Raw genomic sequence first — 26,165 nt, forward strand, 5'->3', positions numbered from 1 at the left:
GGTTGTAGTGACGCCGCTTCTGCCGCGAGACGCGCCAGAAGCGGCAACCCAGCACGCAAGCGAGATAACGACAAGGAGACGAGCATGCCTACGTTGAGCCAGATACTCATCCGCTTTACGGCACCGGCCTGCACGGCGCTGGCGTTCGCCAGCCTGGCGCCGGGCGCGGCGGCGGCCCAGGAAGACTACACGCTTCGCTTCAACCACGTGCTGGGCCCCAACGAGCCTTTCCACCAGGGCTTTCTGAAGTGGGCCGAGAACGTCGAGGAGCGTACCGACGGGCATCTCAAGATCGATGTCTTTCACAGCGCCCAGCTGGGCGTCGAGGAGGACATCATTGAGCAGATCCGCCAGGGCGCCAACATCGGTCAGAACACCGACGCCGCGCGGCTGGGCAATTACGTGCCGGGGATCTCGGTGATCAACGGCCCTTACTTCATCGAGTCGATGGCCGACGTCGAAAAGCTCAACGACGCACCGACCATGCAGGCGTGGCAAAAGCAGCTGGCCGACGACTATGGCCTGCAGGTGGTGTGCTTCGACTGGGTGCAGGGCAAGCGCCACTTCTTCACCAATCAGGAGATTCATTCGCCGGCCGATCTCGAGGGGGTACGCGTGCGTACGCCGCCGGCACCGATCTGGCAGGAGTCGATCCGCGCGCTGGGCGCCGCGCCGGTGGCGATGGATTTCGGCGACGTCTACTCGGGCCTGCAGTCGCGGGCCATCGACGGCGCGGAACTGGTCTATCCCAACATCACCGCCGGCGGGCTGGGCGAGGTCCTCGATTACGCGATCGAGACCGGCCACATCACCCTGGTCAATTTCCAGGTGGTCAGTTCGAGCTGGTTCGAGGGGCTGCCCGAGGAGTACCAGAAGATCCTCGTCGAGGAGTGCCGCGCGGCCGGCCAGGACGCGTCGCGCCAGATGGAGGCCGCCGCCAGCGAGGCCAAGGCGCAGTTGCAGGAAGACGGCATGACGGTGATCACCGACATCGATCGCGAGGCGTTCAAGAAGGCCGGCGAGCAGGCCTACGAGGCCCTCGGCCTGACCGACGCCAAGCAGCGCTTGGCCGAGGAGATCGGCAAGTGAAGCCGGGCAGCCGGAGGTGAGCGATGCACACGCTGTTTCGCGTCGGTATCCGGGTCGAAACGTGGACCGCCGGCATCCTGCTGGTGGCCATGGTCGTCCTGGTGCTGCTGGGCGGGATCGCCCGTTTCCTGCATGTGCCGCTGAACTGGACGCTCGACATGGCGACCTGTGCGTTCGCCTGGGCGACCTTCCTATGCGCCGACATCGCCTGGCGGCGCGGCGCGCTGATGTCGGTGGACCTGCTCATGCGCAGGCTGCCGGCACGCCTGCAACGGGCGCTGCTGCTGTTCAACTATCTGTTGATCGTGCTCTTTCTGGTGTTCCTGTTCGTCACCGGGCTGTGGCTGTCGTGGGCGTCATGGGCGCGTAGCTTCCGGGGGATTCCCTGGGTCAGCTATTCATGGGTGACGCTCAGCCTGCCGGTGGGCAGCCTGCTGATGCTACTCACCACCGGCTTCAAGGTGCGGCGACAATTGCGTCCCGACACACACGCCGCCGAAGGGGAGAAGGCCTCATGCTGATCGTGACTCTGGCCTTCTTCGTGCTGATGGTGATCGGCATGCCGGTGGCGTTCGCCATCGGCATCTCGGGGGCGTTGTTCTTCCTGCAGCAGCCGGCGCTGCCCTTCACTATCCCGGTCCAGCGCACCGTTTCCCAGACCCAGAACTTCGCCCTGCTGGCGATTCCCCTGTTCATCATGGCGGGCAGCCTGGCCAACCGCTCGGGCATCACCCAACGCCTGCTGGCGTTGGCCTCGGTGATCACCGGGCGGCTGCGCGGCGGACTGGCCCAGGTCACCATCGCGCTGTCGGCGATGATGGGCGGGGTGTCCGGTTCGGCGATCGCCGATGCCGCCATGCAGTCACGGATGCTGGGCGGCGAGATGCTTCGACGCAACATGGCCCGCGGTTTCGCCACGGCGATCCTGGGGTTCAGCGCGCTGATCACGCCCATCGTACCGCCGGGCATCGGCATGGTGCTGTTCGGTAGCGTGGGCCAGGTCTCGGTAGGACGGCTGTTCGCCGGCGGCATCGTGCCGGCGCTGCTGCTGTGGCTGGCGTTCTCGGTGACGGTGTCGCTGATCGCCCGGCGCCGCGGCTACCCGCCGGAACGCACCTCGCGGCTGCCGCGTGGCGAAGCCGGCAAGGCGCTGCGCGGCGGGGTGTGGGCGCTGCTGTTTCCGGTACTGTTGCTGTTGGGCCTGCGCGGCGGGGTCTTCACGCCCTCCGAAATCGGCGCCTTCGCGGTGGCCTACGTGGCGGCGGTCGGCTTTCTGGTGCATCGCGAAATGACCGCGCGCAGCGGCGGCGAAGCGATCGAGGCGAGCCTGGCCGATGTCGGCGCGGTGATGCTGCTGATCGCGCTATCGGCGATCTTCAGTTACGGAATCGTCCTGGAGCGCCTGCCGGAGACGATCTCCAGCGTCATCGTGGGACAGACCCAGAGTCTGATCGGCGTCGAGCTGTTGATCCTGGCCTTCGTGCTGGTCATCGGCTTCTTCGTCGATGCCACGGTGCTGATCATCATGCTGGCACCGATCTTCCTGCCGGTGGTGCAGGATCTCGACGGCGATCCCGTGCATTTCGGCATCGTCTTCATCATCGCGGCGACCATCGGCAACTTCACGCCGCCGGTGGGCGCGGCGATGTACGCGGTCTGCACCATCATGAAGTGTCCGGTCGAGGAGTATACGCGCGGCGCCGTGCCGTTCTTCATCGCCGCCGTGGCGGTCATCGTGCTGCTGGTGATGGTCCCGCAGCTGGTGCTGTTCCTGCCCGACGCGCTCTTCGGCCGCTGAATTTCGGGCCGGTGGGCGGGTGGCGTTCCTTGTCCATTGCCGCATCAGCCAAGTGGCCAAACGCGCACAAAAAAGCCCGGTCTTGCGACCGGGCCATCAATGCTGCGCTTCCTTGCGGCACGTCCATGGGCATCCAGCCCATGCATCCTTGGCACTGCGAGCCGTCCTGGCTCGGTCTTCCGTGCTGGCGCTTTCCTTGCGCCGATGAGGGTACTCTACGCGCCTATCGAGGGGGCTCGACCTAACCCAAGTTAAATCACTCTGTAAGAGATCGCCGACAAAACACCTGGCCATGAGCGGATGAATCCTGCATTCAGCGCGTAGCTGATTGATAGCCATCGCTAATGACAGAAATTGTTTCATGAGTCGCACGGCGACCAAGCGCCGCTTGATTGACGGTTCAGCCCGGCAGCAGCCAGCGACGCCGCGGCTTGACCGGGCGAGCCCCGGGAAAGCGCGTCTCGACCAGGCGCATGGCGGCGGTGAGCACCAGGGTCATCGCCAGATAGATGCCGGCGATCAGCAGCAGCGGCTCGTAGACCAGGAAGGTCTCGTCGCGCACCAGGTTGGCGGCCTTGAGCAGATCCATCATGGCGATCGTCGAGACCAGCGGCACCGACTTGAGCAGCAGGATCATCTCGCCGGTCAGCGTCGGCAGACACAGCTGGAAGCCCCGCGGCAGCCACAGCCGATAGAGGATTTGCCAGCGCGACAGGCCGAAGGCGCGGCCCGCCGCCAGCTCGCCGGGCGGCACGCTGAGCAGCGCACCGCGGATCACCTCGCCGGAATAGGCCCCGACGCTGATCGTGAAGGTCAGTGCGCCGTAGAAGAACGGGTCGCGCAGCAGTGGCCACAACGGACTTTCCTGCACTCCGGGGATTGCCGGCAGCAGGCGTCCGACGCCGTCGTAGAAGAAGAACAGCTGGACCAGCAGCGGCGTGCCGCGGATCACCGTGGTGAAACCGCGCACCACCAGCGCCAGCGGGCGCGGGCCGCGAATCTGCGCCAGCGCCACGCCCACCGCGAGCGCCAACCCCAGGCTGCCGGAGACGGCGACCAGCCACAACGTGTTGACGAAGCCGGTCCATAGATAGCGCTGGTAGAACGGATCGGTAAGCCAGGAAAAGTCCATCGTAGCCCCTTGTATAGCCCCTCAGGTGCCGGTCTGACCGCGCCGCACGTGGCGTTCGGCGCGGGCAAACAGGGCATTGGAGCCCAGCGTCATCACCAGGTAGAGCGCCCCGGCGACGGCATAGAAAACGAAGTACGCACGGGTGCTGGCGGCGGCCTGCTGGACGGTGAAGAACAGCTCCTCGAAGCCGATCACGCTGACCAGCGCGGTGTCCTTGACCAGGATCAGCCACAGGTTGGACATCCCCGGCAGGGCGTTGGGCAGCATCGCCGGGATCACGATGCGCCGGAAGCGACTGATGCGCGAGAAGCCGTAGGCGTCGGCGGCCTCGAGCTGGCCGCGCGGGATCGCCAGGATCGCGCCGCGGAACACCTCGGTCATGTAGGCGCCCTGGACGAACGCCAGCACACCGACCGCGGTGGTGAAGCCGCCGATCGCCAGTTGGCCGACGCCGCCCAGCGCCGCATAGGCGGCGGTCAACGCCTGGCTGCCGGCATAGTAGAGCAGGATGATCAGCAGCAGCTCGGGCACCGCGCGGACCAGCGTCGAATAGCCGGTACCCAGCGCGCGCAGCGCCGGCCACGGGCTCAGCCGCGCGCTGGCGCCGATCAGCCCCAACGCCAGGCCGATGGCATAGGCGAGCACGGCGATCTCCACGGTGGTCACCGCACCGTGCAGGATCGGCCCCGTCCAGGCCAGCAGGCTGTCGTTCGAAGTGCTATCCATAAGCGTCTTCCGGTGGCAGCGACGCCGGTATCGGCCGTGTCGGCTGGGGCCGCCGTCGCTGCGATGGCGCGACGATCAACCGCCGCAGATATCGGTGCCGAAGTACTCCCGCGACAGCGCCGCGCAAGTGCCGTCCTCGAGTACCTGGGCGATCGCCGCGTTGAGGTCCTCGCGCAGGGCGTCGTCGTCCTGACGCAGGCCGATCCCCACGCCTTCGCCGAAGGCCGGATGACGCGGTGCGGTGGCGCGAATCTCGTACCCCTGTGCCTCGTCGCGCTTGACGAACTCGGCCATCGCGATCTTGTCGGCGAGGATCGCATCGACGCGCCCGGCGAGCAGGTCGCGGTTGGCCTGTTCCTGCTGATCGTAGATCTTGATCTCGACGCCGCTGTCGATCAGCGCGCGGCGCGCATAGCTGGCGTTGGTGGTCGCGCCCTGCACGCCTAGCACCTTGCCGTCGAGCCCGTCGGGGATCGCGAACTCGGCGTCCTTGGCGGCGACGTAGGCGCCCGGTGTGTAGTAGTAGGGATCGGTGAAGTCGATCACCTTCTTGCGCTTGTCGGTGATCGACAGCGAATTCATGATCATGTCGATCTTGCCGGTGTTGAGCGCCGGGAAGATGCCGCTCCAGCCGGTCGGGGTGATCGCGCAGTCGGCCTGCATCGCCTCGCACAGCGCCTGGCCGAGTTCGACCTCGAAGCCGGTCCACTCGCCCTCGGCGCTCTTGTAGGTGAACGGCGGGTAGGGCTCGGCGGAGATGCCGATCTTCAGCGGCTCGGCGGCGCTGGCGGTCATTGCCGTCAGGGTCAGTACGCCGGCGCTCAGGACAGGAAGCAAAGTACGTTTCATCAAGGTTTCCCCTTGGTTGTTGTGACGAGCCGCGCTGGGCGACTCGGAAGGTACGCCGCCGCCTGGGCGCCGGCGCTGGGACTCAGACGCTCAGGCGACGCTCGAGACGAACTGCCGGCAGCGTTCGCTGGCGGCGTTCTCGAATACCTCGCGCGGGCTGCCGCACTCCTCGACCACGCCCTGGTGCAGGAACACCACTTCGTGGGAGACGTCGCGGGCGAAGCTCATTTCGTGGGTGACCAGCAGCATGGTGCGGCCCTCGTCGGCGAGGCCGCGGATCACGCCCAGCACCTCGCTGACCAGCTCGGGGTCGAGCGCCGAGGTGGGCTCGTCGAACAGCAGCACCCGGGGTTGCATGGCCAGCGCCCGGGCGATCGCCACGCGCTGCTGCTGGCCGCCGGAAAGATAGCCGGGATAGGCGTCGCGCTTGTCGGCCAGTCCGACCCGCGCGAGGAAATGCTCGCCGAGTTCGACCGCCTCGCGGCGGCGCAGGCCGCGCACCCGCAGCGGCGCCTCGATGACATTGCCGAGCACCGTCAGATGCGGCCACAGGTTGAATTGCTGGAAGACCATCGCGACCTGCGAGCGCAGGCGCTGGATCTGGCGACGGTCGAGGCCGACGTTGGCACCTTTAGCGTCGCGGGTGAAGCGAATCGCCTCATCGGCGATGGTCAGTTCGCCCCGGTCGGGGGTTTCGAGCAGGTTCATGCAGCGCAGCAAGGTGCTCTTGCCGGAGCCGCTGGAGCCGATGATCGAGACCACGTTGGCTTCGCGCACGCGCAGCGAGACATCCCTGAGGACCTCGTGCTCGGCGTAGCGCTTGACCAGATGGCGGGCGTCGATCGCCAGCCTATTGTTATCGGTATGTTGGGTCATGGACGGTGTCGGGGGTGGAGTGTCGCGCTAGCCATACCCCTCCTGTTGCCGGTGAAAAGATCGCGGCTCGGGGCAAGACGCGCCCCGGGCCGCCCGTTCGATCAGTCGAGGGCCGTCGCCAGGCAGTCCCGGGCACAGCGCTCGATGCGTCGGCAGGCCTCGCCCAGGCGCTCGGCGTCGACCGTCAGGCTCAGCCGCACGAAACCCGCCGCCGAGGGGCCGAAGGCCTCGCCGGCCAGCAGCGACACGCCCTGCTCGTCGAGCAGCCGGTCGGCGAAGGCCTGGGCGGTGAGCCCGGTACGGCGGATGTCGATCATCATGAACATGCCGGCGGCGGGGCGCAGCACCTCGACCGCCGCGCTGCCCTCGAGCGCCCGGCACACCGTGTCGCGACGCGCCCGGTAAGTCTCGCGCATCGTCGCCAGTTGCCCGGGCGGGTCGGCCAGCGCCGCGCAGGCGGCGTCCTGGATGAATTCGGGACTGCCATAGAGCATGCACAGCGCCAGGTTGCTGAGATGACCGATCAGCGCCTCGGGACCGATCACCCAGCCCAGTCGCCAGCCGGTCATGGCGTGCGACTTGGACAGGCTGTCTATCACCGCGGTGCGCTCGGCCATGCCCGGCAAGGTGGCGGGGCACAGATGCTCGCCCTCAAACACCAGCTCGGCGTAGACCTCGTCGGAGATCAGCCAGAGATCGCGGCGCCGGCACAGCTCGGCGATGCCCTGCCAGGCCTCGCGGCTCAGGCACTGGCCGGTGGGGTTGTGCGGGCTGTTGATCAGCAGCGCCCGGGTGCGTGGGGTGACGGCGGCCTCGAGATCGGCCAGCCGCGGCTGGAAGCCTTCCCCGGCGCGCAGCGGCACGCGGACCAGCGTCGCGCCGGCGGCCTGCAGTGCGGCCTCGTAGGTCACGTACATCGGCTCGGGGACGATCACTTCGTCGCCGGGATCGAGCAGGCACTGGGCGACGGCGTAGAGCCCGCACTGCGCGCCGGCCATCACCGCCACGTTATCGGCGCCGGCCGCACCGCCGCGGGCGCGATGGCGGGCGGCGATCAGCTCGCGCAGGGGCGCCTTGCCCTGCACGTCGGCGTAGTGGGTGGCGCCGGCGCGCAGGCTGGCGACGGCGCTGTCGACGATCGGCGCCGGAGTGGTGAAGTCCGGATCGCCCACCGAGAGAATGATCACCTCGTCGCCGTCGGCCTGGCGCTCGAGGGCCCGGTAGTGGATGTCCCAGGCGGCGGCGCCTTCGCCGGCGATGCGGGTGGTCAGGCTTGAATAATGCATGGGGTTCCTCGCGCGGCGGTGTGGATAAGGCGCTGGGCGGACGTCACAGGCTGGCCTCGACCGCCGCCAGCCCGGGCTTGCCGTCGCGGGTGGTGACGCCGTCGAGGAACGCGGCGAGCCTGTCGCGGTGCGCGACCAGCCAGTCGTGGGCGACCGCCTCGGGATCGCGGTCCTCGCGACCGAAGCCCTGGATGAACGCGCTCTGGTCGTCGGCGCTGAGCTCGAATTGGTCGAGCAGCCGCGTGACGTTGGGGTTGGTTTCGCTGAACGCGCGGCTGACGATGGTGCGCACGTCGCTGTGGCCGTTGTCGGCGCCATACACGCCGGCCGGGTCGTCGAGGATGCGCATGTCGTAGGCCAGCACCATCCAGTGCGGGGTCCAGCCGTAGAAGGCGATCCAGCGCTGCTCGTCGTAGGCGGCCTGGACCTCGGCGAGCATCCCCGGGGTCGAGGACTCCATCAGCTCCCAGTCGCCCAGGCCGTAGAGGTCGTCTCGCTGGGCCTGGTTAATGTCATCGCTGACCGTCGAGCCGCTCTCGATCGAGTAATAGCGCGCGTCGAAACGGTCGCGGTGCGCATCGAGCTGCTCGGCGCTGGTCACCCCGGCGTCGAATACGTAACCGGGTACCGCGAACCCCATTCGCGCGCCGTTGACGTTATTGCCAAGATCGACGATCGCCCCGTTGGCCATGGCGGCTTCATAGCTGTCCTGCTGGGCCGGTAGCCAGCCGGCCAGGAAGACGTCGCTGTCGCCGGTCTGCAGGGTCTTGTAGCCGACCGTGCTGCTCAGCTCCTGCTGTTCGCTTGCGTAACCCAGTGGGGCGAGCAGCTGCGCCACTATCTCGGTCTTGACGGTCACGCCGGGCCACGGCGGCACGATGAAATCGACACGGGCATCGCGGTCGGCGGCGTGCGCCTGGGCCGACAGGCCCAGCGCCGGCAGCAGCGCCAGGGCGGCGATCTTCAGCCGGTTGCGATTACGGGGGTGCATGGCCTCTCCTCGTTTGAAATTGTCATCGGCTAAGCCGCTGCCTCAGCGGCGACGGCTCCAGCCGTCGGCATCGACCTCGATCAGCGTGGGCGCCGTGGCGGCCCAACTGGCGGCCAACGCCTGGCCGAGCGCCGCGGGGTCGTCGACCCGCGTCGCGTGGCAGCCGAAGGCCTCGGCCAGTGTGGCCAGGTCGGGTGCCGGCAGGTCGACGCCCAGCCGGGCGACCGCGTGCATGTCCATGTAGCGGCGAATCTCGCCGTAGCCGTCGTTGTTCCAGACCACCACGGCCAGGGGCACGCCGGCGTCGCGGGCGGTGGCCAGCTCGCCGAGGGTGAACATCAATCCGCCGTCGCCGACCAGCGCGATCACCGGCCGCTCGGGAGTGGCCAGTGCCGCGCCGAGTGCCGCGGGCAGACCGTAGCCGAGCGTGCCGTAGCCGGTGGCGGCGTTGAACCAGCGTCGTGGCGCGGGCATCTCGACGATGAAGTTGCCGGCGTAGACCGGCCCGGTGGAGTCGCCGACGATGCTGGCCTCGGGCAGCGCGCTGCGCAAAGTGTCGAGAAACTCGGCGTAGGGCGCCACGTCGTCGGCCTCGCGCAGCGCCAGGGCGGCCTTCGTCGCGCTCACCTGCGCCGCGGCGTCGCGCTGGGCGGCCACCGGCAGCCGCTCGAGCAGGCCGCGCATGACCTCACCGGCGTCGGCGAGCAGCGCCAGGTCGGCGGCCTGGTTGCGGGCCAACTGCTGGGCGTCGATATCCACGCGGATCAGCCTGCCGGTGAGCGCGAAGCCGTCGTCGAAGACCAGATCATAATCGGTTTCGCCGAGTTCGCTGCCCAACGCCAGGATCACGTCGGCCTCGGCGGCGAGCCGGCGCCCGGCCGGCAGGCTGGCGCAGGCGCCCAGATCGAGCGGGTGACGCTCGCCGAGCACGCCGCGGGCGTTGATGGTGGTCATGGTCGGCGCGTCGAGGCGTTCGACGAGTGCGCGGGCGTCCGCGGCGGCGTCGACGCAGCCGCCGCCGAGCAGTACCAGCGGGCGCTCGGCGGCGGCCAGCCAGGCCGCGGCGGCGTCGAGTCCGGCGGCCGGCGCGGCCGGCGGATAGACCGCAGCGGTCTTGACCGGCGTGTCGGCAACCGGCTGGGTCATCACGTCCAGCGGGATCTCGATATGCACCGGACCGGGGCGGGCGCTTTTGAACACCGCGAAGGCGCGGGCGATGACCTCGTCCAACGCCTCGGCGCTTTGCAGGGTATGGCTGAACACGCTGACCCCGGCCAGCGTGCGCTGCTGGTCGGGCAGTTCGTGCAGGCGGCCCTGACCGCGGCCCAGGGTGTCGCGGCGGTTGACGCTGGAGATCACCAGCATCGGCACCGAATCGCCCAGCGCCTGGGCCATCGCGGTGGCGATGTTGGTCATCCCCGGGCCGCTGATGATGAAGCAGGCCGCCGGCTTGCCGCTGGCGCGGGCATAGCCGTCGGCCATGAACCCGGCGCCCTGTTCGTGGCGCGGGGTGACGTGGCGCAGCGAGCTGTCCGTGAGGCCGCGGTAGAGCTCGATGGTGTGCACCCCGGGGATGCCGAACACGGTGTCGATGCCGTGGGCCTCGAGCAGTTCGAGCAAGCGTTGCGCGCAGGCGGTCATGGGCGGGCCTCGACGTTTTGGGTCAAGCCCGACGCATCAGCCGGTGCATCCCCGAACGGCTCGCGGGAGAAGATCCGCTCGACCAGCGGCACGAAGTAGTCCAGCGGTCGGGTCGGGTAGTCCGGGTCGAAGGCGCGCTGGTCCCACTCGTCGCAGAAGCGCACGGTGCGTGCGTAGGCCGGGTGGTCGCGGTAGGCCTCGCGGGCGTGGGGGTCCATGCCGTAGAAGGCGCGGTAGTGATAGCCCTGGAACAGCTCGTGGTGACGGATCATCCACACGTTGAGCGGGTCGATGTAGGGCTCGAGGATCGCCGCGGCGATCTCGGCGTGATTGGCCGGCGCCAGGTCGTCGCCGATGTCGTGGAGCAGCGCGCAGACCACGGTCTCCTCGTCGGCGCCGGCATCGAGCGCGCGGCTGGCGGTCTGCAGGCAGTGCGCGTAGCGGTCGATCGGATAGCCGTGGTTGTCGCCCTTCAGGCGCAGCAGGTGCTCGAGCACCCGGCGGCTGGCGTCGTTCTGGTAGATCTGGAAGTGCGCGTCGATGATCGCCCAGTCGTCGGCGGTGCTCTCGTCGAAGCGCGTAAAGCGGGCCTGGTCCATTACGGCTGTCCTCCTTGGGCGCCGGCAAGCGTTTGATCGTCGGTGCCGGGCGCGTCGTCGTTGGCGCTGGCCGAACCGGCGAGCGCATGGCGCAGTACCTGGCGGCGGCTGGCGGTGCTGTCGCGATCGACATAGCCCTGACGCATGTGACGCACGCCGCCCTCGAGCTGATAGGCGGTGCGCCCGTGCAGCAGCCGATAGTTGTCCATGATCAGCATCTCGCCGGGGGCGAGCTTGAGATGCACGGTCAGCGCCGGGTCGGTGATCAGCGCGTGGAAGCGCTGACGTGCCGCGTAGTAGCGCTCCAGCGTCTCGGCCTCGTAGGCGGCGACGCGCTCTGTGCGGTTGGAGAAGCGCACCCGCGTCAGCCGGCCGTGACCGTCGAGTTCGATCAGCGGGCCTTCGCTCTCCAGCCGGGTGGTGGCGTCGACGTAGCGAAAGCCGGGCGCCAGCCGGGTCAGGCAATCGAACGCCGCCGGGTCCTCCTGCCTGAGCCGGCGGGCGGCCATGAAGCCGTCGACCAGCGTGCTGTCGCCGCCCTCGGCGGCGTTGCTCAAGCAGTGCAGCCAGATGTAGCCGGGGATCGGATCGCGGTAGGGGTTGTCGGTGTGCGGCTCGAGCCCGCGCTGGGTCATGGTCAGGTCGTAGGCGTTGGCCACCGACTTGACGTCGGCGATGCCACCCCAGTTGGTACGCCGCAGCGGGCCGATGCGGTCGATCAGCGCCTGCATGCCGTCCTCCTCGGTGGGCACGCCGGCGACGCGCACGAAGCCGTAGCGCTGCAGGTCCTCGAGTAGCGCCAGCAGAGCGCGGTCGTCGCCCAGGGCGGCGGCGAAATCGGCCTGGGGCAACGCGCTCAGGCCGGCGTCCCACAATTCGTGCTCGTCGCTGACCGTGCCGCGCGAAGCGTCCCGCGGCGGCCGATCCTCGGCGAGCAGCGCGGGCAGCGCGAAGGCGGTGCGGTGGCCGTCGCTGAACGCCAGGTGCAGCGTCTCGCCGTCGACGACGGCGGATTCGATGGCCAGGTCGAGCGGCAGCTGGGCGGCCTCGATCAGCCGTTGGCCGGTCTGGGTATCGAGGGTCTCGCTGTCCGGTGCGCGTTCGCGCAGCCACAGCGCGGCGAAGCGTCGTTCGAGTTCGGGACCGCTGAGCGTCAACTGACGGCCCTGGGCGTTGACGATGGCGTCGACGGAATTGGACATGGCGGCCGAACCTCCACGGCTGGCTGATCAAGGGAACCGGACACGAATCCGAAGCGCTGTCGACACCCGGCTGGGCGCGACCAAGTACTACCCTAGAGCCATGACGCCCCATGGATTTGCCTAAAATAGCCATATAATGGATTATTTTGGCCATGAAGGAACTCGATTCGGCCCATTGGGCCCGGGCCTGGCCCTACCCGCGCCCCGACCAACCGCCGGTGGCGCGCCCCGGCGAAGCCGAGCACACCGTCAGCGTATGGCTGCTGCCCAAGTTCTCGATGTTGACGCTGTTCTGCCTGCTCGAGCCGCTGCGCGTCGCCAATCGCTTCGGACGCGCGCTGTTCGCCTGGCAACTGCTGTCCAGCGATGGCGAGGCGGTGGTCGCCAGCAACGGCGTGCGCATCGACGCCGACGGCGCGCTCGGCGAGGCGGGCGACTGCGAGATGCTGATGGCGATCTCCTCCTACCAGGCGGAGGCCACGGTGACCGCCGCCGACCGTGCGGTGCTGCGCCAGGTCGCCGCGCACGGCGGACGGGTCGGCGGGCTGGATACCGCGCCGTTCATTCTCGCCCGCGCCGGGCTGCTCGAGCACCAGCGCGTGGCCCTGCACTGGGAAAGCGTGCCGGCGTTTCGCGAGGAGTTCCCGCACATCGCGATCAGCCCGGCGCGCTTCGAATTCGCCGACCGGCGGCTGACCGGGTCCGGTGGCGCGGCGGGCATCGACATGATGCTGCAGTGGATCGAGTCCGATTACGGCCCGGCGCTGGCCAACGCGGTGGGCCGCCAGTTGGTCCATCAGCGGGTCCCCGAGGAGGATGCGCTGCAGGGCCCCGGCCAGCAGCGACTCGATCGCTTGCCGCGCGCGGTGGTGCGGGCGCTGGCGATCATGGAGGCGCATCTCGGCCAGGCGCTGGCGATCCCCGAGATCTGCCGGCTGGTCGGCCAGTCGCAGCGCCAGCTGACGCGGCTGTTCGTCGGCCACTTCGGCGAGACGCCCAAGCAGTGCTACCTGGGCATGCGCCTCGACCTGGCGCGGCGGATTCTCGCCGACAGTCGCTGCCGGGTCACCGAGGCGGCGCTGGCCACCGGCTTTACCAACATGGCGCACTTCTCGCGGGCCTACCAGGCGCGTTTCGGCGAGCGCCCGAGCAGGACCGGGGAGCGCGGGATGCGGTGATCGGCGCCGGGTCGACAGCGCCGGCAACCACGCTACGACCATCGATGAAGGCGGGTTTCGCCGCGCCGCGAAGCGGGTATGCTGTCGACTTGGCTAGCCTGCTCACTGTCGGCCTCGCCGATCCGCTCCGCTCCGACCCGAACCGTTCAAGGTATCGCGCCATGCCCGCTTCCGTTGCCGCCGAAGTTCCCCCCCTCCAACCGACCGTACCGCCGCGCCCCTCGGCGGACGCCATCGCCGCGCTGATCGCCGAGCTCGAGCCGTGGCTGGGCGAGCGCATCACCACGGCGCGGGGCATTCGCGACCAGCACGCCCACGACGAATCCTGGCATCGTCCGGCGGCGCCGGATGCGGTGTGCTTTCCGCACACCACCGAGGAGGTCGCGGCGGTGGTGCGCGCCTGCGCGGCGCATCGCGTGCCGCTGATTCCCTACGGCGTCGGTACCTCCGTCGAGGGCCAGGTGATCGCCGAGCATGGCGGGCTGAGCGTCGATCTCTCGGCGATGGACGCGGTCGTCGCGGTGCGCCCCGACGACATGGACGCCACCGTGCAGCCCGGCGTGACGCGCACCCGGCTCAACGCACACCTGCGCGCCACGGGGCTGTTCTTCTCGGTGGACCCCGGCGCCGACGCCAGCCTGGGCGGCATGGCCTCGACCCGCGCCAGCGGCACCAACACCGTGCGCTACGGCACCATGCGTGAGAACGTGCTCTCGCTCACCGCGGTGATGGCGGACGGGCGGATCGTGCGCACCGGCACCCGGGCGCGCAAGTCGGCCGCGGGCTACGATCTGACCCATCTGCTGATCGGTGCCGAGGGCACGCTGGGCATCATCACCGAACTCACCGTCAAGCTGCACGGCCTGCCCGAGGCGGTGTCGTCGGCGGTCGTCGCCTTCGACACGGTGGGCGACGCGGTGGCGGCGGTGATCGCCTCGATCCAGTACGGCCTGCCGCTGGCGCGCATCGAACTGCTGGATGCCCTGGCGATGGCCGCGGTCAATCGCTTTTCGCAGCTCGGCTACGCCGAGAAACCCACGCTGTTCCTGGAATTCCACGGCACGCATGCCGGGGTGAAGGAGCAGGCGGAAACGATGGCGGAACTATGCCAGGAGTTCGGCGGCAGCGACTTCGCCTGGGCGACCCGCGAGGAGGAGCGTAGGAAGTTATGGCAGGCGCGCCACGACGCGGCCTATGCCGCCAAGCAGCTGCGCCCCGGCACGGAATTCCTGGCCACCGACATCTGCGTGCCGATCTCGCGGCTGGCCGAGTGCATCGAGGCCACCCAGGCGGACGTGAAGGAGAGCGGCCTGGTCGCGCCGCTGCTGGGCCATGTCGGCGATGGCAACTTCCACCTGGTGGTGATGGTCGACCGCGACGACGCGCAGGAAGTGGCGACGCTGGCGGCGTTCAACGAGCGGCTGGTCGAACGCGCGCTGGCGGCCGGCGGCACCTGCACCGGCGAACACGGCATCGGGCTGGGCAAGCGTCGCTACCTCGAGGCCGAGCATGGCGAGGGCCTGGCGGTGATGCGTACCATCAAGGCGGCGCTCGACCCGCTGGGGATCATGAACCCCGGCAAGCTGGTCTAGCCGCCGTGAGGGCATTTCCCTAGCCGGAGGTGTCCGCCCCGCCGTCCTGACCCAGCGCCTCGACGCGGCGTTGCCGGGCGCTGCGCTTGAGCATGCGCAGGCGCGAGCGCACTTCGTCGCGCTCCAGGTAGCAGCCCTGCAGCCAGCGATGGCCGGACGCGCCCTCGAAGGCATCGCGAGCATGCAGCAGGCGGCGGTTGTCGAAGATCACCAGATCGCCCGGGCGGTAATTGAAGCGCATCGCGAAGCGCGGTTCCCGCATCAGCCGCTGCAGCGCCATCAGCGCCTCGTAGGCCGGCTCGACCTCGTCGAACGGCGCCATCAACGGCCCGCGCAGGAAATCGGCGATGCGCACCTCGCTCAGGCGACCCTCGGCGTCGCACTGGATCATCGGGTTGAACCAGACGTAGTCGCTGGTGCGCGCGGTGTTGGCATAGCACCACTTGACCCGGGTCAGCGTGGCGAACGCCTCGGGGTTTCGTTCGCGCAGCGCCTCGGCCACCGCGAAGCCGTCCATCATCACCGCCTGGCCGCCCTCGACGCTGTTCTCCAGGCAGTGCAGCAGCTGCAGGCCCGGTTGGTACTCGCGGGTCGGAAGGTCGACGTGCGGCGGCAGGGCGATCGAGGTGTAGGCGTTGGAGTCGGGGTCGGGCTTGGCACGCACGTCGAACAGCGTGCCGAAGTTGGTCGGCCGCGGCGGGCCGATGCGCCGGGCGATGGCGTCCAGGCTGCCCGGTACGCTGGGCAGGTTGCGCAACCGCACCAGGCCGTGGCTGAGCACCGCGTCGAGCGCTTGCTCGAGCAGCGCCTCGGCGGCCTCGGCGTGTTCGTCCCGGTCCATCCACCCGGCGGCGTCGAGGCTCGGCGGGGCGTCGAGCTCGGCGGCGGTCCACACGCTGACCGCGACCAGCGGCGTGTCGAACGCCTCGGCATTGTCGTAGTCGTGGGCACGCAGCCAGCCGGGGTGAAAGCGCAGCGTGCGCGCTTCGGGGGCGAAGGTGACGCTGAGCGCGCCGGCGTCGTCGAGCCAGGCCGCGGCGAGGGTCGGCCAGGCGGCGAGCCGCGACAGGTCGAGGATGCGCTCGCGGGTCGCCGGGTTGACGGTGGTCTCGTCGGCGGCGTTCTCGCGCAGCCAGACGGCGTGATAGCGGCTGACCCGGCCATCGGCCCAGGTCAGCTCGACCCGGTGGGCGTCGTGGTCGACCCGCGCAAGGCCGACCTCGATCGGCCAGGCATCGTAGTCCGGGGTCGGTGGCAGCGTCGGCTTGGCGGTCGTGGGCATGGCGGCGTCCCTGGTGAAATGTCGCCTTTCAGGATGCCGAGTCGTCGCCGCGGCGATTAGCCATCAGGCGACGGTCAGTTGTCACGAGTCGTCACCGGGGGCGTGGATTGCGGGTGGGCGGCACCTGCCTCATTGGCGGGCATCGCGCGGGCTCTCGGCGTAGCGCTGCCGATAGGCGCGCGAGAAGCTCGACGCCGAGGTGAAGCCGCAGGCCAGGCCGATGCCGAGGATGTCGTGGTCGGTTTCCAGCAGCAGCTGGCGGGCCCGCGTCAGGCGCAGCGTCAGGTAATGGTCGCGCGGGCGCACGCCCAGTTCGCGCTCGAACAGGCGCTGCAGCTGGCGCAGCGAGATGCCCACGCGGCGTGCCACGTCGTTGATCGAAAGCGGCGTCTCGATATGCGCCTCCATCAGCGCCACGGCTTCGATCAGCACGTGCTTGTGGGTGCCGAGTCGCTGGGTCAGCGCCATGCGCTGCTGGTCGTGGGGCGTGCGCATGTGGGCGTGAATCAGCTGCTCGGAGACCGCGGTGGCCAGCGTCTCGCCGTGGCGCCGGGCGATCAGGTCGAGCGACATGTCCATCGCCGCCGCGCCGCCGGCGCAGGAGAAGCCGCGCGGACCGAGCTCGAACAGCGCTTCGCGGGTCTCGATGTCGGGGAAGCGTTCGCGAAAGGCCGGCAGGCTTTCCCAGTGCAGGGTCACTCGCTGGCCGCGCAACAGCCCGGCGCTGGCCAGTACCACGCTGCCGGTATCGATGCCGCCGAGCACGCAGTCGCCGTTGGCCAGCCGGTTGAGCCAGCGGATCAGCGGCCGGGTCAGCGTCGCCTCGGGCTCGAAGCTGGCGCATACCGCCACGGTGGGCAGCGCCGGTACGCTGGCGATGGATTCGTCGGCGAGCAGGGTCATGGCGTTGCTGGCGGTGATCGGCGCGCCGTCCTGACTGATCACCCGCCAGGCGAACAGCTCGCGTCCGGCGATGCGGTTGGCGATGCGCAGCGGCTCGACCGCCGAGAAGAACGCCATCATCGAGAAGCGCGGCATCAACAGAAAGCCGATGGGCTCGGGCAAGGGCCCGGTGTAGTCCAGACGCATGGGTGGCTCGCCAAGAGGAGGAATAGCCCGACGATGATAGGCGATCGCACGCGGCGTTGCAGACGGCAATGGTTCAGTGCGCGACCGATATAGCCGATACTATGACTACATGATCCCGATTCCGCGCGAGCGAGCCTCGCCCTCCGCCAAGCGGCCAGGTGTCCCGCCGGCCTGGAAGACTCCGCAACGCCTATTGATCCTGTTCGGCTCGCTGGCCGTGATGGCGGTGGGCGGCTTTCTGTTCGAGGAAACGCGCAAACTCGAGCAGCGCAAGCTCTCCGCGTTGGAGGAGAACCTGGCCGCCGAGGCCACGCTGCTCGCCGAACACGCCGAGCTGACCTTCGCCACGGCGACGCGGCTATTGATGGATATCGAATGGGACAGCGACCCGGCGAGGCTGCGCGAAAGCCTCGCCGCGCAGCCGTTCTACCAGCGCATCCTGCGGACCCCGCAGTTTGCCGGGTTGATGGTCACCGATGCCGCGGACGAGGTGATATTCACCGCCAACCGGCAACCCATCCAGGCGTGGCGCGTGCTGGCCCAGCCGTTCTTCGCGGCGCACCGCGGCGGGGAGTTCATGAGAATCGGCGAGCCGATCGTCCAGACCGGTACGCAGCGTCGGCTGATTCCGGTCAGCCAGCGTCTCAACGGCCCTCAAGGGGCGTTTGCCGGCGTCGCGATGGTGATGCTGGATTCCGACTATTTCCACGACTTCTACGACGCGGTCAGCCGCAATCATCAGTATCGGATCGGCATGTTCCACGCCGACGGAACGACCCTGGCGATGTTCCCGGAGCCCCGCGAGGTGCTGCCGGGGGCGCGCAGGGATCTGGCCGAGCTGTTCGCCTCGCGCATTGCCGATGTCACGCTACTTACCTCGCCACTCGACGGCACCCAGCGGATCGCCGCCTATCGCAACCTGGCGAGTTTTCCACTGGCGGTGACGGTGTCGCGCAGCTACCGCCAGTTCCGCGCCGAACTCGGGCCCGACCGGTGGCGCAACGGGATCCTGTGGGTGATCTTCGCCGTCGGCACGCTGCTCTCGGTCATGGCGATCAACGGCGTATTGCGTGCCCTGCAGGGCGCCAACCGCGAGCTCGATCGGCTGGCGAGCACCGATGCACTGCTGGGCATCAGCAACCGTCGGCGCTTCGATGACGCGCTCGAGACGGAGTGGCAGCGCGCCCAGCGATACGTCCAACCGCTCAGTCTGCTGCTGATCGACGTCGACCATTTCAAGCGCTACAACGACCGCTACGGCCATCCCGCCGGGGATGTCGCGCTGCAGCAGGTCGCCGGCGTGCTCGGCGAGGCCGTCGCGCGCTCCGGCGATCTGATCGCCCGCTATGGCGGAGAGGAGTTGGCCGTACTGCTGCCCGGTACACCCGAGGTGGGGGCCATGGAGATCGCCCAGCGCATTCATCGGCGCCTGGGACAACGCGCGGTGGCCTTCGACGATTCGCCGGTGGCTGGCTACCTGACCGTGAGCATCGGCGTGGCGACGCTGACACCGAGGCGCGACAACGCCGCCGAGGAGCTGGTCAAGCGGGCCGATGAAGCGTTGTATCGGGCCAAGGCGGCGGGACGCAATCGTAGCGCGGGACCCGACGACATCCCCAGCTGACCCGGCGCATAAAAAACGCCCCGCGGGTCAACGCGGGGCGTGGCTACTGCCGTTCCGGGCTTCCTTGGCGGTCGAGACGTCCTGTCTTGAGAGTGCCTTTCCTGCCCGTCGTCGGCCTTCCTGGCCGGTAGCAATCCTTGCTATCGCAATCGTCCTGATCACGATCGAACACCGCTAATTTAGTATGCCTGTTCATTAGTGTAAAGAGGGTAATAAAGCTTTTTGAATAAATTACGGTTATGAGTGAGGCGTCTGGAGCGTGCGCTCTGCGAGGCTCCGGTTTTAACCTGCCGCCTCACTCCCCGGTCAGCAGGCGCTCTTCGAGGGCGAAGACGTGCGGATCGTCGCGACCGAGTTCGCGCAGCGCGCTGGCGAGGTTGAGCAGATAGTCGCGGTTGGGGCCGCTGGGACCCTGCGCGCGGGCGATGCGCCGGGCCAGGGTGTCTTCCGGCTCGGGACCGGCAAAGGCGGCGTTGTCCTCGCTGGCGATGTAGACCAGCCCTTCGTGGCGAGCGCCATCGTCGAAATAGAGCGGGGTGACGACCCGCAGATAGCCATTCTTCTCGCGCACGTCGAGCGGCTGCAGGGTCTGCGGGATGACGCGGTAGGCCATGCCGTGGCACGCCGCTTCCGGCTCACGGATCAGGGTGACGACCCGGCCGGGCACCTCGGGCGTGCCGCGGTGATCGTGGGAGGCCTGCCAGAATCGCCGTGTCCAGCCGCGGATGTGCGCGGGGCGGCGTTCCAGGTAAGCGAAGTCGGCTTTCCAGATCAGCGAGCCATAGCCGAACAGCCACAGCGAATCGTGGCCGTCGAAGTGGGTCATCTGCTGGTTGAGGGTCGTGGTATCTAGAGACATGTGCTGCGCGGAGCCTGGGGAATCAACGGTGCCTCTACTCTGCGACAGGCCATGGAGGCGGGGCAAGCCGGCCAAGCGTTAATCCGGGTGGCGCCAGGCGCCGTGTAATTGGTTCGCGGTTACATTAGGATGTTACAAATCCGACGAGGCTGATCCGTATCGGGCCGCCCCTCAACCGGCCATGACGGTAGCCGTCACCATCCATGGGCAGCTTGCATGGCCGCATCGATACTCGATCGACACAGCGTGACCATCACCGGGCAGGGCGAGCGTACGCTGCTGCTGCTGCATGGCTTCGGCTGCGATCAGCGGGTCTGGGAGCCACTGGCCCGCAGCTTCGAAAGCGACTGGCGTGTGGTGCGCTACGACCAGGCCGGCTGTGGCCGCGCCCTCAAGTCCGCCTACTGCCGGGACCGGCACGCGACCCTGCAGGGCTACGCCGAGGATCTGCTGGAGATCTGCGCGGCGCTCGAGGGGCAAGCGCTGACCGTGATCGGCCATTCGATCAGCGGCATCATCGCCATGCTGGCGGCCATCGAGGCGCCGCAGCGTTTCCAGCGTCTGGTGATGCTCTGCGCTTCCAGCCGCTATCTCGACGATCCGCCCGCTTACCGGGGCGGCTTCGACGAGGCGCAACTCCTCGAGCTGCTGACGATGATGGAGCAGAACTACTTCGCCTGGGCGGGCTCGATGGCGGCCAACGCCATCGGTTCGCAGCCCAAGGATGTCGCGGAGCGCCACCTGCGCAACCAGTTCCTGGCCAATGATGCGCGTATCGCCCGCCAGTTCGCCGAGATCACCTTCTACAGCGACACCCGCGAGGCACTGCCGCGGCTGACGACACCCACGCTGGTGATGCATACCGACGAGGATGCCGTGGTGCCGCGCCAGGCCGCCGAATACCTGCACGCCAACATTCCCGATGCCTGCCTCGAGTGGCTGCCGTGTCGTGGGCATTATCCGCACATGAGCGACCCGGGGCTGCTGGCCGAGCGGTTGCGGGCGCACCTGTAGCGCGAGCCGACCTGGCGCTCCGAGGAGACGAAAATGCAAGCGAAGCAGGCTACGGCATGCTGGGACGAGGCTCCGTGTGGCCTGCTGGTGACCGATCGTGAGGGGCGGGTGCTGGCCGCCAATGCCCGGATCGAGGACTGGCTGGGCCGTTCGAGCCTGGCCGGGAAGCACTTTGCCGACCTGTTGACGCCCGCTGCGCATGCCTTCTACCACTGGCACGTGGCGGTCAGCGTCGAGCGCCACCACCAGGGCGACGAAATCCAGCTGGCACTCGCCACCCATGACGAGCGATCGCTGCCGGTGCTGGGCGGCTTTCGGACCGCCGAGTACGTGGGCCAGGCATGTGTCCACTGGTCGTTGTCGCCGGTCCCGTTTCGAAGCGATCTCGAAGGAGCGTTGATCGCGGCGTGCGAGGCGGCCGAAGCGGCGCTGCATGAAAAGCAGCTGGCGATAGACGAGTTGCAGCGCCTCCAGGCGGAGCTCGAGGCACATCGCCATGAGCTGTCTCGTCAGAACCGGCGTCTCGAGGTGCGCGCCTACAGTGATGAGCTGACGCGGCTCAAGAATCGGCGCGCCTTCAGCGAGGCGCTGACCGAGCGCATCCGGGTGGGGCCGGCCGGCGGTCCTTTCGCGCTGGCATTGCTGGACATCGACCTTTTCAAGACCATCAACGACACTCTCGGGCATGCGGCGGGCGACAAGGTGCTGGCCGAACTCGCCATGCTCATGCAGCGCGCCTTTCGCGACCAGGATCTGTTGTTCCGCATCGGCGGCGAGGAGTTCGCGATCATGTTGCCCGAAGCGTCACCGGAACAGGCGCTGAGGGCGATCGAGCGCTTTTGCCAGGCGCTGCGCGAGCATGCCTGGTCGGTCGCCGCGGTGACCGTCAGCGGGGGCATCGCCAATCATCAGCCGGGCGATGGCAGCGATTCGCTCTACCGGCGCGCCGATGATGCGCTCTACGCCGCCAAACATGACGGTCGCGACCGGGTGTTGCACGCCTCGAGGCTGGGGATGGAGCCCGCCCCGGCCCGCTGACCGGCGCCGTTCACCAAGGCTAGACGCTCGCCAGGGCATGCCAGTCGCGGCGTGTCGGCCACTGCGCGAGCCAGCCGAGCAGCCTGGCGGCGGGCATCGGCCGGGCGATGCCGAAGCCTTGGGCGAGCTGGCAGCCGCGCGTTAGCAGCGCCCTTGCATGATCGAGCGATTCCACCCCTTCGGCGAGCATCGGCTTGCCGAAACGCTGCGCCATGTAGATCACACTCTCGACGATCGCCATGTCGTCGGGATCGATGAGCATGCCGCGCACGAAGCTCTGGTCGATCTTGATCAGGTCGACCGGCAGCTGGCGCAGATAGGTCAACGACGAGAAGCCGGTGCCGAAATCGTCCATGGCGATGTCGATGCCCAGCGCCTGGCATTGCGAAATGGCGTCCAGTGCGGCCCCGATGTCGTGCATCGCGGCGGTTTCGAGCACCTCGAGCTTGAGGCTGCCGGGCCGTATCTCGGGGTAGTGGGCCAGGCGCGATACCAGGCGTTCGATGAAATCGCCCGTCAACAGGTGGGTGGGGCTGATGTTGATATGGATCGGCAGCTCGATGCCTTCGCGCTGCCAGCACTGCAATTGGCGCAACGCCTGATCGATCACCCACTCGCCCATGTCGAGCTCGAGCACGCTGTCTTCGATCAGCGGCAGGAAGGCGCCCGGCAGCAGCAGGCCGTCCTCGGGGTGCTGCCAGCGGATCAGCGCCTCGACGCCGACCACGGCATTGCTCGCCATGTCGACCTGCGGCTGATAATGCAGGCGCAGCTCGCCAGCGCCGAGCGCCTGGGCGAAACGTTGGCGCTTCTCCTGGCATTGCTGTAGCTGGCGATCGTGATTCGGGTCGAAGTGGCAGAAGGTGTCGCGTCCGAGCTGCTTGGCGCGGTACATCGCCTGGTTGGCGTGGCGCAGCAGCAGGTCGTCCTCGACATCATCGCTGGGGTAGTAGGTGACCCCCAGGCTGGCGCTGACGTGCAGGCAGTGGCCGTCGATCCAGAACGGCCTGCGGATCGTCGTCAGCAGCGCTTCGAAGAAGGCGTCGTCCATCTGCCGATGGAGCAGCAGCACGAATTCGTCGCCGCCGAGGCGGGCGAGGATGTCGTCGCCCTGCAGCAGCTCGCCGATGCGCCGGGCGAACAGGGCCAGCAGAATGTCGCCGGCCTCGTGACCAAGCCGGTCGTTGATGGCCTTGAAGTGGTCGATGTCCAGCGCGCACAGCGCCACCGTGCGCTTGCTGCGCCGCGCGTGGCGCATCGATTCGTGGATCAGTTGGGTGAGCAGATACGCGTTGGGCAGGCCGGTGAGCGCATCGAAGTAGACTTCCCGGCTGACATGCTGGGTGCGACTGCTGAGCAGCGACAGGTCGGCCAGCACGATCAGGTGGTGCGACACGTGGCCCTGCTCGTCGCGCACCCGACTGGTCGACATCAGCCCCGGGTAGACGCGGCCCTGGCGGTTGCGGTAGGTGATTTCGCTTCGCTCGAGATCGCCGGGCTTGCGGGGCTCGATGGCCATCGGCACTGACGCTTCGGGCGCTTGCTGCAGCGAGACGATGAAGGTCTCGGTGGAGCGTCCGAGCATGGCCTCGTGGGTGAAGCCGGTCAGTCGCACGAAGGCCGGGTTGACGTCGAGAATGCGCTGCTGGATATCGGTGACGATGATCGCTTCGCTGGCAGCCTGGAATACGCCGCCGAGATAGTCGCACGCCGTGTCGGGCGTGGCCCGTCCGTCGGCATGGGGCGCTGCGTCAGGCGTCGCCGCGGAATCTATCCCGGGTAGTTGGCACATGCGCGTATTCCTGGTCGCGAACGACCGTTGAAAGAAAGGTTAATCATACCTAGCCCAGCGGGGACGGGCACCGCTAATTCATCGACGGCGCCTCAACGCTTGCCGCGCCGCATGCTCAGGGAATGGTTGGCAGCTCGATCTCGTCGCTGCGTCGCACGCCTTCGGTCATCTGCTGGCACAGTCGCAGAAACTCGCGCATGCCGGTGCTCAGGTACTTATGACGATGCCAGATGAAGGCGAACTGACGCTTGAGATCGAGCTGCGGGGTGGCGATGGGCACCAGGCTGCCGCGGCGAAAGGCGTCGCGCAATGCGAGGTGGGAAACGCAGCCGATGCCCAGGCCGGACTCGACCGCCCGCTTGATGCCTTCGGTGTGCTCGAGCTCGAGCAGGATATTGAAGCGCCCGCGGCGGTGGCGGGTGGCCTGTTCCAGGGTCAGCCGGGTGCCCGAGCCCTGTTCGCGCATGATCCAGGCCTCGCGGAGCAGGCGTTCGAGCGAGACATCGGCGGTACCGGCCAGCGGATGGCGTGGCGAGCAGAATACCGTCAGTTCGTCCTCGACCCAGGGCTGCATGACGATGTCCGCATGCTGGCAGTCGCCCTCGATCAGCCCCAGGTCGAGCTCGTGCTGGACGATTCTTTCGATGATCGACGCCGTGTTGCGCACCTGCAGGCGCACCCGGCTGCCCGGATGGCGCTGCATGAAGTCGCTGATCAGCAGGGTGGCCAGGTAGTTGCCGATGGTTAGCGTGGCGCCGACGTCGAGCGAGCCGACGCCGCGCTGGCCGCGCAACAACTCCTCGATCTCTTCGCCGCGATCGAGCAGGGCAACCGCCTTGGGCAGCAGTTGAAAGCCCAGGGCGTTGAGCTTGAGACGCTTGCCGATGCGGTCGAGCAACTGGCAATCGAACTGGCGTTCGAGTTCGGCGAGCGCGGTGCTGGCGGCGGATTGCGAGAGCGCCAATTCGCGGGCGGCGCGCGAGACGCTTTGCTGTTGAGCGACGGCGACGAAGACCTCGAGCTGGCGCAGGGTGTAACGCATGGGAACCCCGTTGGCATGTCCTATATCAATATTGTCGATAAGCGTTATCCAGACAACCCATTTAACAGATAATCGTCGCTGACTTAGAATGTCTGTAACGAAATTCGCCATCTATTATGCGATTATGGAATAGCCTTGGAGGCTTTGATGAGCAAGTTTGCCCTGGAAGAAGTGCTGAGTGTCCATCACTGGAACGACACCCTGTTCAGCTTTCGCACCACGCGTGAACGCAGCCTGCGCTTCAAGAACGGGCAATTCGTGATGATCGGCCTGGAAGTCGCCGGCAAGCCGCTGATGCGCGCCTACTCGATCGCCAGTCCCAATTACGAGGACCATCTCGAGTTCTTCAGCATCAAGGTGCCCGACGGCCCGCTGACCTCGCGCCTGCAGCACCTCCAGGTAGGCGACCAGATCATGGTCAGCCGCAAGCCGACCGGGACGCTGGTCACCGACGACCTGCTGCCGGGTCGCAACCTTTACATGCTGTCTACCGGCACCGGCCTGGCGCCGTTCATGAGCCTGATTCAGGATCCGGAAGCGTATGAGCGCTTCGACAAGATCGTGCTGATCCACGGCGTGCGTAGCGTCAGCGAGCTTGCCTATGCGGACTTCATCGGCAAGGAGCTGCCGGCGCACGAATACCTCGGCGAGGAGATCAGCGAGAAGCTGGTCTACTACCCCACGGTGACCCGCGAGGAGTTCCATACCATGGGCCGGCTCACCGACCATATCCGTAGCGGCAAGCTCGCCGAGGATACCGGCCTGCCGCCGCTCGACCCCAAGCAGGACCGGGCGATGATCTGCGGCAGTCCGGCGATGCTCGACGAGACCAGCGCGCTGCTCGACGACCTGGGGTTCAAGATCTCGCCGCGCATGGGCGAGCCCGGCGACTACGTGATCGAGCGGGCGTTCGTCGAAAAGTAACCCTAGCCACGAGTCGCGAGCTACGGACTTCGCGCAAAACCGCACGCCGGTTTCTAGCGCCGAACGGAAAGATGCCAGCGACGATATCGTCGCTGGCATCTTCTCGCTCAAGGGTGACAGCCTGATTTTCGCGGCTCGCGGCTCGCGGCTCGCGGCTCGCGGCTTTAGACCGCATCCTTGCCGGTTTCGCCGGTACGAATGCGGATGACCTGTTCGAGCGGCGAGACGAAGATCTTGCCGTCGCCGATCTTGCCGGTATTGGAAACCTGGGTGATGGCTTCGATGACCTGCTCGGCCATGGCGTCGTCGACGGCGACTTCCAGCTTGACCTTGGGCAGGAAGTCGACCACGTATTCCGCACCGCGATACAGCTCGGTGTGACCCTTCTGGCGACCAAAGCCCTTGACCTCGGTCACGGTGATGCCCTGAACGCCGATTTCGGACAGCGATTCACGGACATCGTCCAGCTTGAATGGCTTGATGATGGCGGTCACCAGTTTCATGCTCATACTCCTCGCAGCTAGGGTGCGGGTATCGTCGCG

The 26,165-nt window shown here is 67.8% G+C and carries 24 protein-coding genes; 9 read left to right on the forward strand and 15 right to left on the reverse strand.

Annotated features, from left to right (window positions below; translation table 11 throughout):
• Window positions 1-84 precede the first annotated feature (84 nt).
• Genes R6258_RS03820 through R6258_RS03830 form a run of 3 tightly spaced genes read left to right on the forward strand, consistent with a single transcriptional unit; the run spans window position 85 to window position 2,887 of the window.
• Window positions 85-1,089 (forward strand): C4-dicarboxylate TRAP transporter substrate-binding protein, encoded by a 1,005-nt coding sequence (locus tag R6258_RS03820; protein WP_318447625.1) that lies wholly within the window; start codon window positions 85-87, stop codon window positions 1,087-1,089.
• A 23-nt stretch (window positions 1,090-1,112) separates the two neighbouring features.
• The gene (locus R6258_RS03825; RefSeq protein ID WP_318447628.1) at window positions 1,113-1,610 is read left to right on the forward strand and encodes a TRAP transporter small permease; all 498 of its coding nucleotides are present in this window, start codon (window positions 1,113-1,115) and stop codon (window positions 1,608-1,610) included.
• Entirely contained in the window at window positions 1,604-2,887 is a 1,284-nt protein-coding gene (locus R6258_RS03830) for a TRAP transporter large permease subunit (RefSeq protein ID WP_318447632.1), read from the forward strand. The genes R6258_RS03825 and R6258_RS03830 overlap by 7 nt, the downstream gene beginning before the upstream one ends.
• Before the next feature lie 400 nt (window positions 2,888-3,287).
• Here the strand turns inward: R6258_RS03830 and R6258_RS03835 are convergent, their stop codons facing one another.
• From R6258_RS03835 to R6258_RS03875, 9 genes are all read right to left on the reverse strand, one after another.
• The gene (locus R6258_RS03835) at window positions 3,288-4,019 is read right to left on the reverse strand and encodes an ABC transporter permease subunit (RefSeq protein WP_318447638.1); all 732 of its coding nucleotides are present in this window, start codon (window positions 4,017-4,019) and stop codon (window positions 3,288-3,290) included.
• A gap of 21 nt (window positions 4,020-4,040) precedes the next feature.
• Window positions 4,041-4,745 carry an ABC transporter permease subunit gene (locus R6258_RS03840; protein WP_318447639.1) on the reverse strand — a complete coding sequence of 235 codons (705 nt, stop codon included), beginning with the start codon at window positions 4,743-4,745 and terminating at the stop codon, window positions 4,041-4,043.
• A gap of 75 nt (window positions 4,746-4,820) precedes the next feature.
• Window positions 4,821-5,594 carry a transporter substrate-binding domain-containing protein gene (locus R6258_RS03845; RefSeq protein WP_318447641.1) on the reverse strand — a complete coding sequence of 258 codons (774 nt, stop codon included), beginning with the start codon at window positions 5,592-5,594 and terminating at the stop codon, window positions 4,821-4,823.
• 90 nt (window positions 5,595-5,684) lie between these two features.
• Window positions 5,685-6,470: an ABC transporter ATP-binding protein gene (locus R6258_RS03850; protein ID WP_318447643.1), complete on the reverse strand. Its 786-nt coding sequence runs from the start codon at window positions 6,468-6,470 to the stop codon at window positions 5,685-5,687.
• Window positions 6,471-6,571: 101 nt separating this feature from the next.
• Complete coding sequence (locus R6258_RS03855; RefSeq protein ID WP_318447646.1) at window positions 6,572-7,756, reverse strand: pyridoxal phosphate-dependent aminotransferase; 1,185 nt, start codon at window positions 7,754-7,756, stop codon at window positions 6,572-6,574.
• Window positions 7,757-7,799: 43 nt separating this feature from the next.
• Entirely contained in the window at window positions 7,800-8,747 is a 948-nt protein-coding gene (locus R6258_RS03860; RefSeq protein WP_318447648.1) for an ABC transporter substrate-binding protein, read from the reverse strand.
• A 42-nt stretch (window positions 8,748-8,789) separates the two neighbouring features.
• Window positions 8,790-10,388, reverse strand: a complete 1,599-nt coding sequence (locus tag R6258_RS03865; protein WP_318447650.1) for a 5-guanidino-2-oxopentanoate decarboxylase — start codon at window positions 10,386-10,388, stop codon at window positions 8,790-8,792.
• A complete protein-coding gene (locus R6258_RS03870; RefSeq protein ID WP_318447653.1) occupies window positions 10,385-10,987 on the reverse strand; it encodes an HD domain-containing protein in 603 nt (200 codons plus the stop codon). Before R6258_RS03870 ends, R6258_RS03865 begins: the two co-directional genes overlap by 4 nt.
• Window positions 10,987-12,189: a TauD/TfdA family dioxygenase gene (locus R6258_RS03875; protein ID WP_318447656.1), complete on the reverse strand. Its 1,203-nt coding sequence runs from the start codon at window positions 12,187-12,189 to the stop codon at window positions 10,987-10,989. The genes R6258_RS03870 and R6258_RS03875 overlap by 1 nt, the downstream gene beginning before the upstream one ends.
• A 152-nt stretch (window positions 12,190-12,341) precedes the next feature.
• On the opposite strand from R6258_RS03875, the gene R6258_RS03880 reads away from it, so the two are divergent.
• A complete protein-coding gene (locus R6258_RS03880; RefSeq protein ID WP_318447659.1) occupies window positions 12,342-13,367 on the forward strand; it encodes a GlxA family transcriptional regulator in 1,026 nt (341 codons plus the stop codon).
• 161 nt (window positions 13,368-13,528) lie between these two features.
• Complete coding sequence (locus tag R6258_RS03885) at window positions 13,529-14,959, forward strand: FAD-binding oxidoreductase (protein WP_318447661.1); 1,431 nt, start codon at window positions 13,529-13,531, stop codon at window positions 14,957-14,959.
• 19 nt (window positions 14,960-14,978) lie between these two features.
• Here the strand turns inward: R6258_RS03885 and R6258_RS03890 are convergent, their stop codons facing one another.
• Window positions 14,979-16,241, reverse strand: a complete 1,263-nt coding sequence (locus R6258_RS03890; protein WP_318447663.1) for a TauD/TfdA family dioxygenase — start codon at window positions 16,239-16,241, stop codon at window positions 14,979-14,981.
• Between the two features lie 129 nt (window positions 16,242-16,370).
• Window positions 16,371-17,330, reverse strand: coding sequence for a GlxA family transcriptional regulator (locus R6258_RS03895; protein ID WP_318447666.1), 960 nt, complete (start codon window positions 17,328-17,330; stop codon window positions 16,371-16,373).
• Between the two features lie 109 nt (window positions 17,331-17,439).
• Here R6258_RS03895 and R6258_RS03900 point away from each other — a divergent pair, with 109 nt between their 5' ends.
• Entirely contained in the window at window positions 17,440-18,954 is a 1,515-nt protein-coding gene (locus R6258_RS03900) for a sensor domain-containing diguanylate cyclase (protein ID WP_318447668.1), read from the forward strand.
• Between the two features lie 295 nt (window positions 18,955-19,249).
• Here the strand turns inward: R6258_RS03900 and R6258_RS03905 are convergent, their stop codons facing one another.
• Complete coding sequence (locus R6258_RS03905; protein WP_318447671.1) at window positions 19,250-19,813, reverse strand: gamma-glutamylcyclotransferase; 564 nt, start codon at window positions 19,811-19,813, stop codon at window positions 19,250-19,252.
• A gap of 216 nt (window positions 19,814-20,029) precedes the next feature.
• On the opposite strand from R6258_RS03905, the gene R6258_RS03910 reads away from it, so the two are divergent.
• A complete protein-coding gene (locus R6258_RS03910) occupies window positions 20,030-20,827 on the forward strand; it encodes an alpha/beta hydrolase (RefSeq protein ID WP_318447673.1) in 798 nt (265 codons plus the stop codon).
• Window positions 20,828-20,860: 33 nt separating this feature from the next.
• Complete coding sequence (locus R6258_RS03915) at window positions 20,861-21,865, forward strand: diguanylate cyclase (protein WP_318447676.1); 1,005 nt, start codon at window positions 20,861-20,863, stop codon at window positions 21,863-21,865.
• Between the two features lie 19 nt (window positions 21,866-21,884).
• On the opposite strand, the gene R6258_RS03920 is transcribed toward R6258_RS03915, so the two are convergent.
• Together R6258_RS03920 and R6258_RS03925 are read right to left on the reverse strand one after the other, a co-directional pair.
• A complete protein-coding gene (locus R6258_RS03920) occupies window positions 21,885-23,657 on the reverse strand; it encodes a putative bifunctional diguanylate cyclase/phosphodiesterase (RefSeq protein ID WP_318447679.1) in 1,773 nt (590 codons plus the stop codon).
• Between the two features lie 115 nt (window positions 23,658-23,772).
• Complete coding sequence (locus tag R6258_RS03925; protein ID WP_318447682.1) at window positions 23,773-24,699, reverse strand: LysR family transcriptional regulator; 927 nt, start codon at window positions 24,697-24,699, stop codon at window positions 23,773-23,775.
• Between the two features lie 147 nt (window positions 24,700-24,846).
• Here R6258_RS03925 and R6258_RS03930 point away from each other — a divergent pair, with 147 nt between their 5' ends.
• Window positions 24,847-25,623, forward strand: a complete 777-nt coding sequence (locus R6258_RS03930; protein WP_318447685.1) for a ferredoxin--NADP reductase — start codon at window positions 24,847-24,849, stop codon at window positions 25,621-25,623.
• 164 nt (window positions 25,624-25,787) lie between these two features.
• Here the strand turns inward: R6258_RS03930 and R6258_RS03935 are convergent, their stop codons facing one another.
• Window positions 25,788-26,126 carry a P-II family nitrogen regulator gene (locus R6258_RS03935; RefSeq protein WP_136068168.1) on the reverse strand — a complete coding sequence of 113 codons (339 nt, stop codon included), beginning with the start codon at window positions 26,124-26,126 and terminating at the stop codon, window positions 25,788-25,790.
• Between the last annotated feature and the right edge of the window lie 39 nt (window positions 26,127-26,165).

This window comes from Halomonas sp. HP20-15 (assembly GCF_033446685.1).
Taxonomy (GTDB): Bacteria; Pseudomonadota; Gammaproteobacteria; order Pseudomonadales; family Halomonadaceae; genus Modicisalibacter.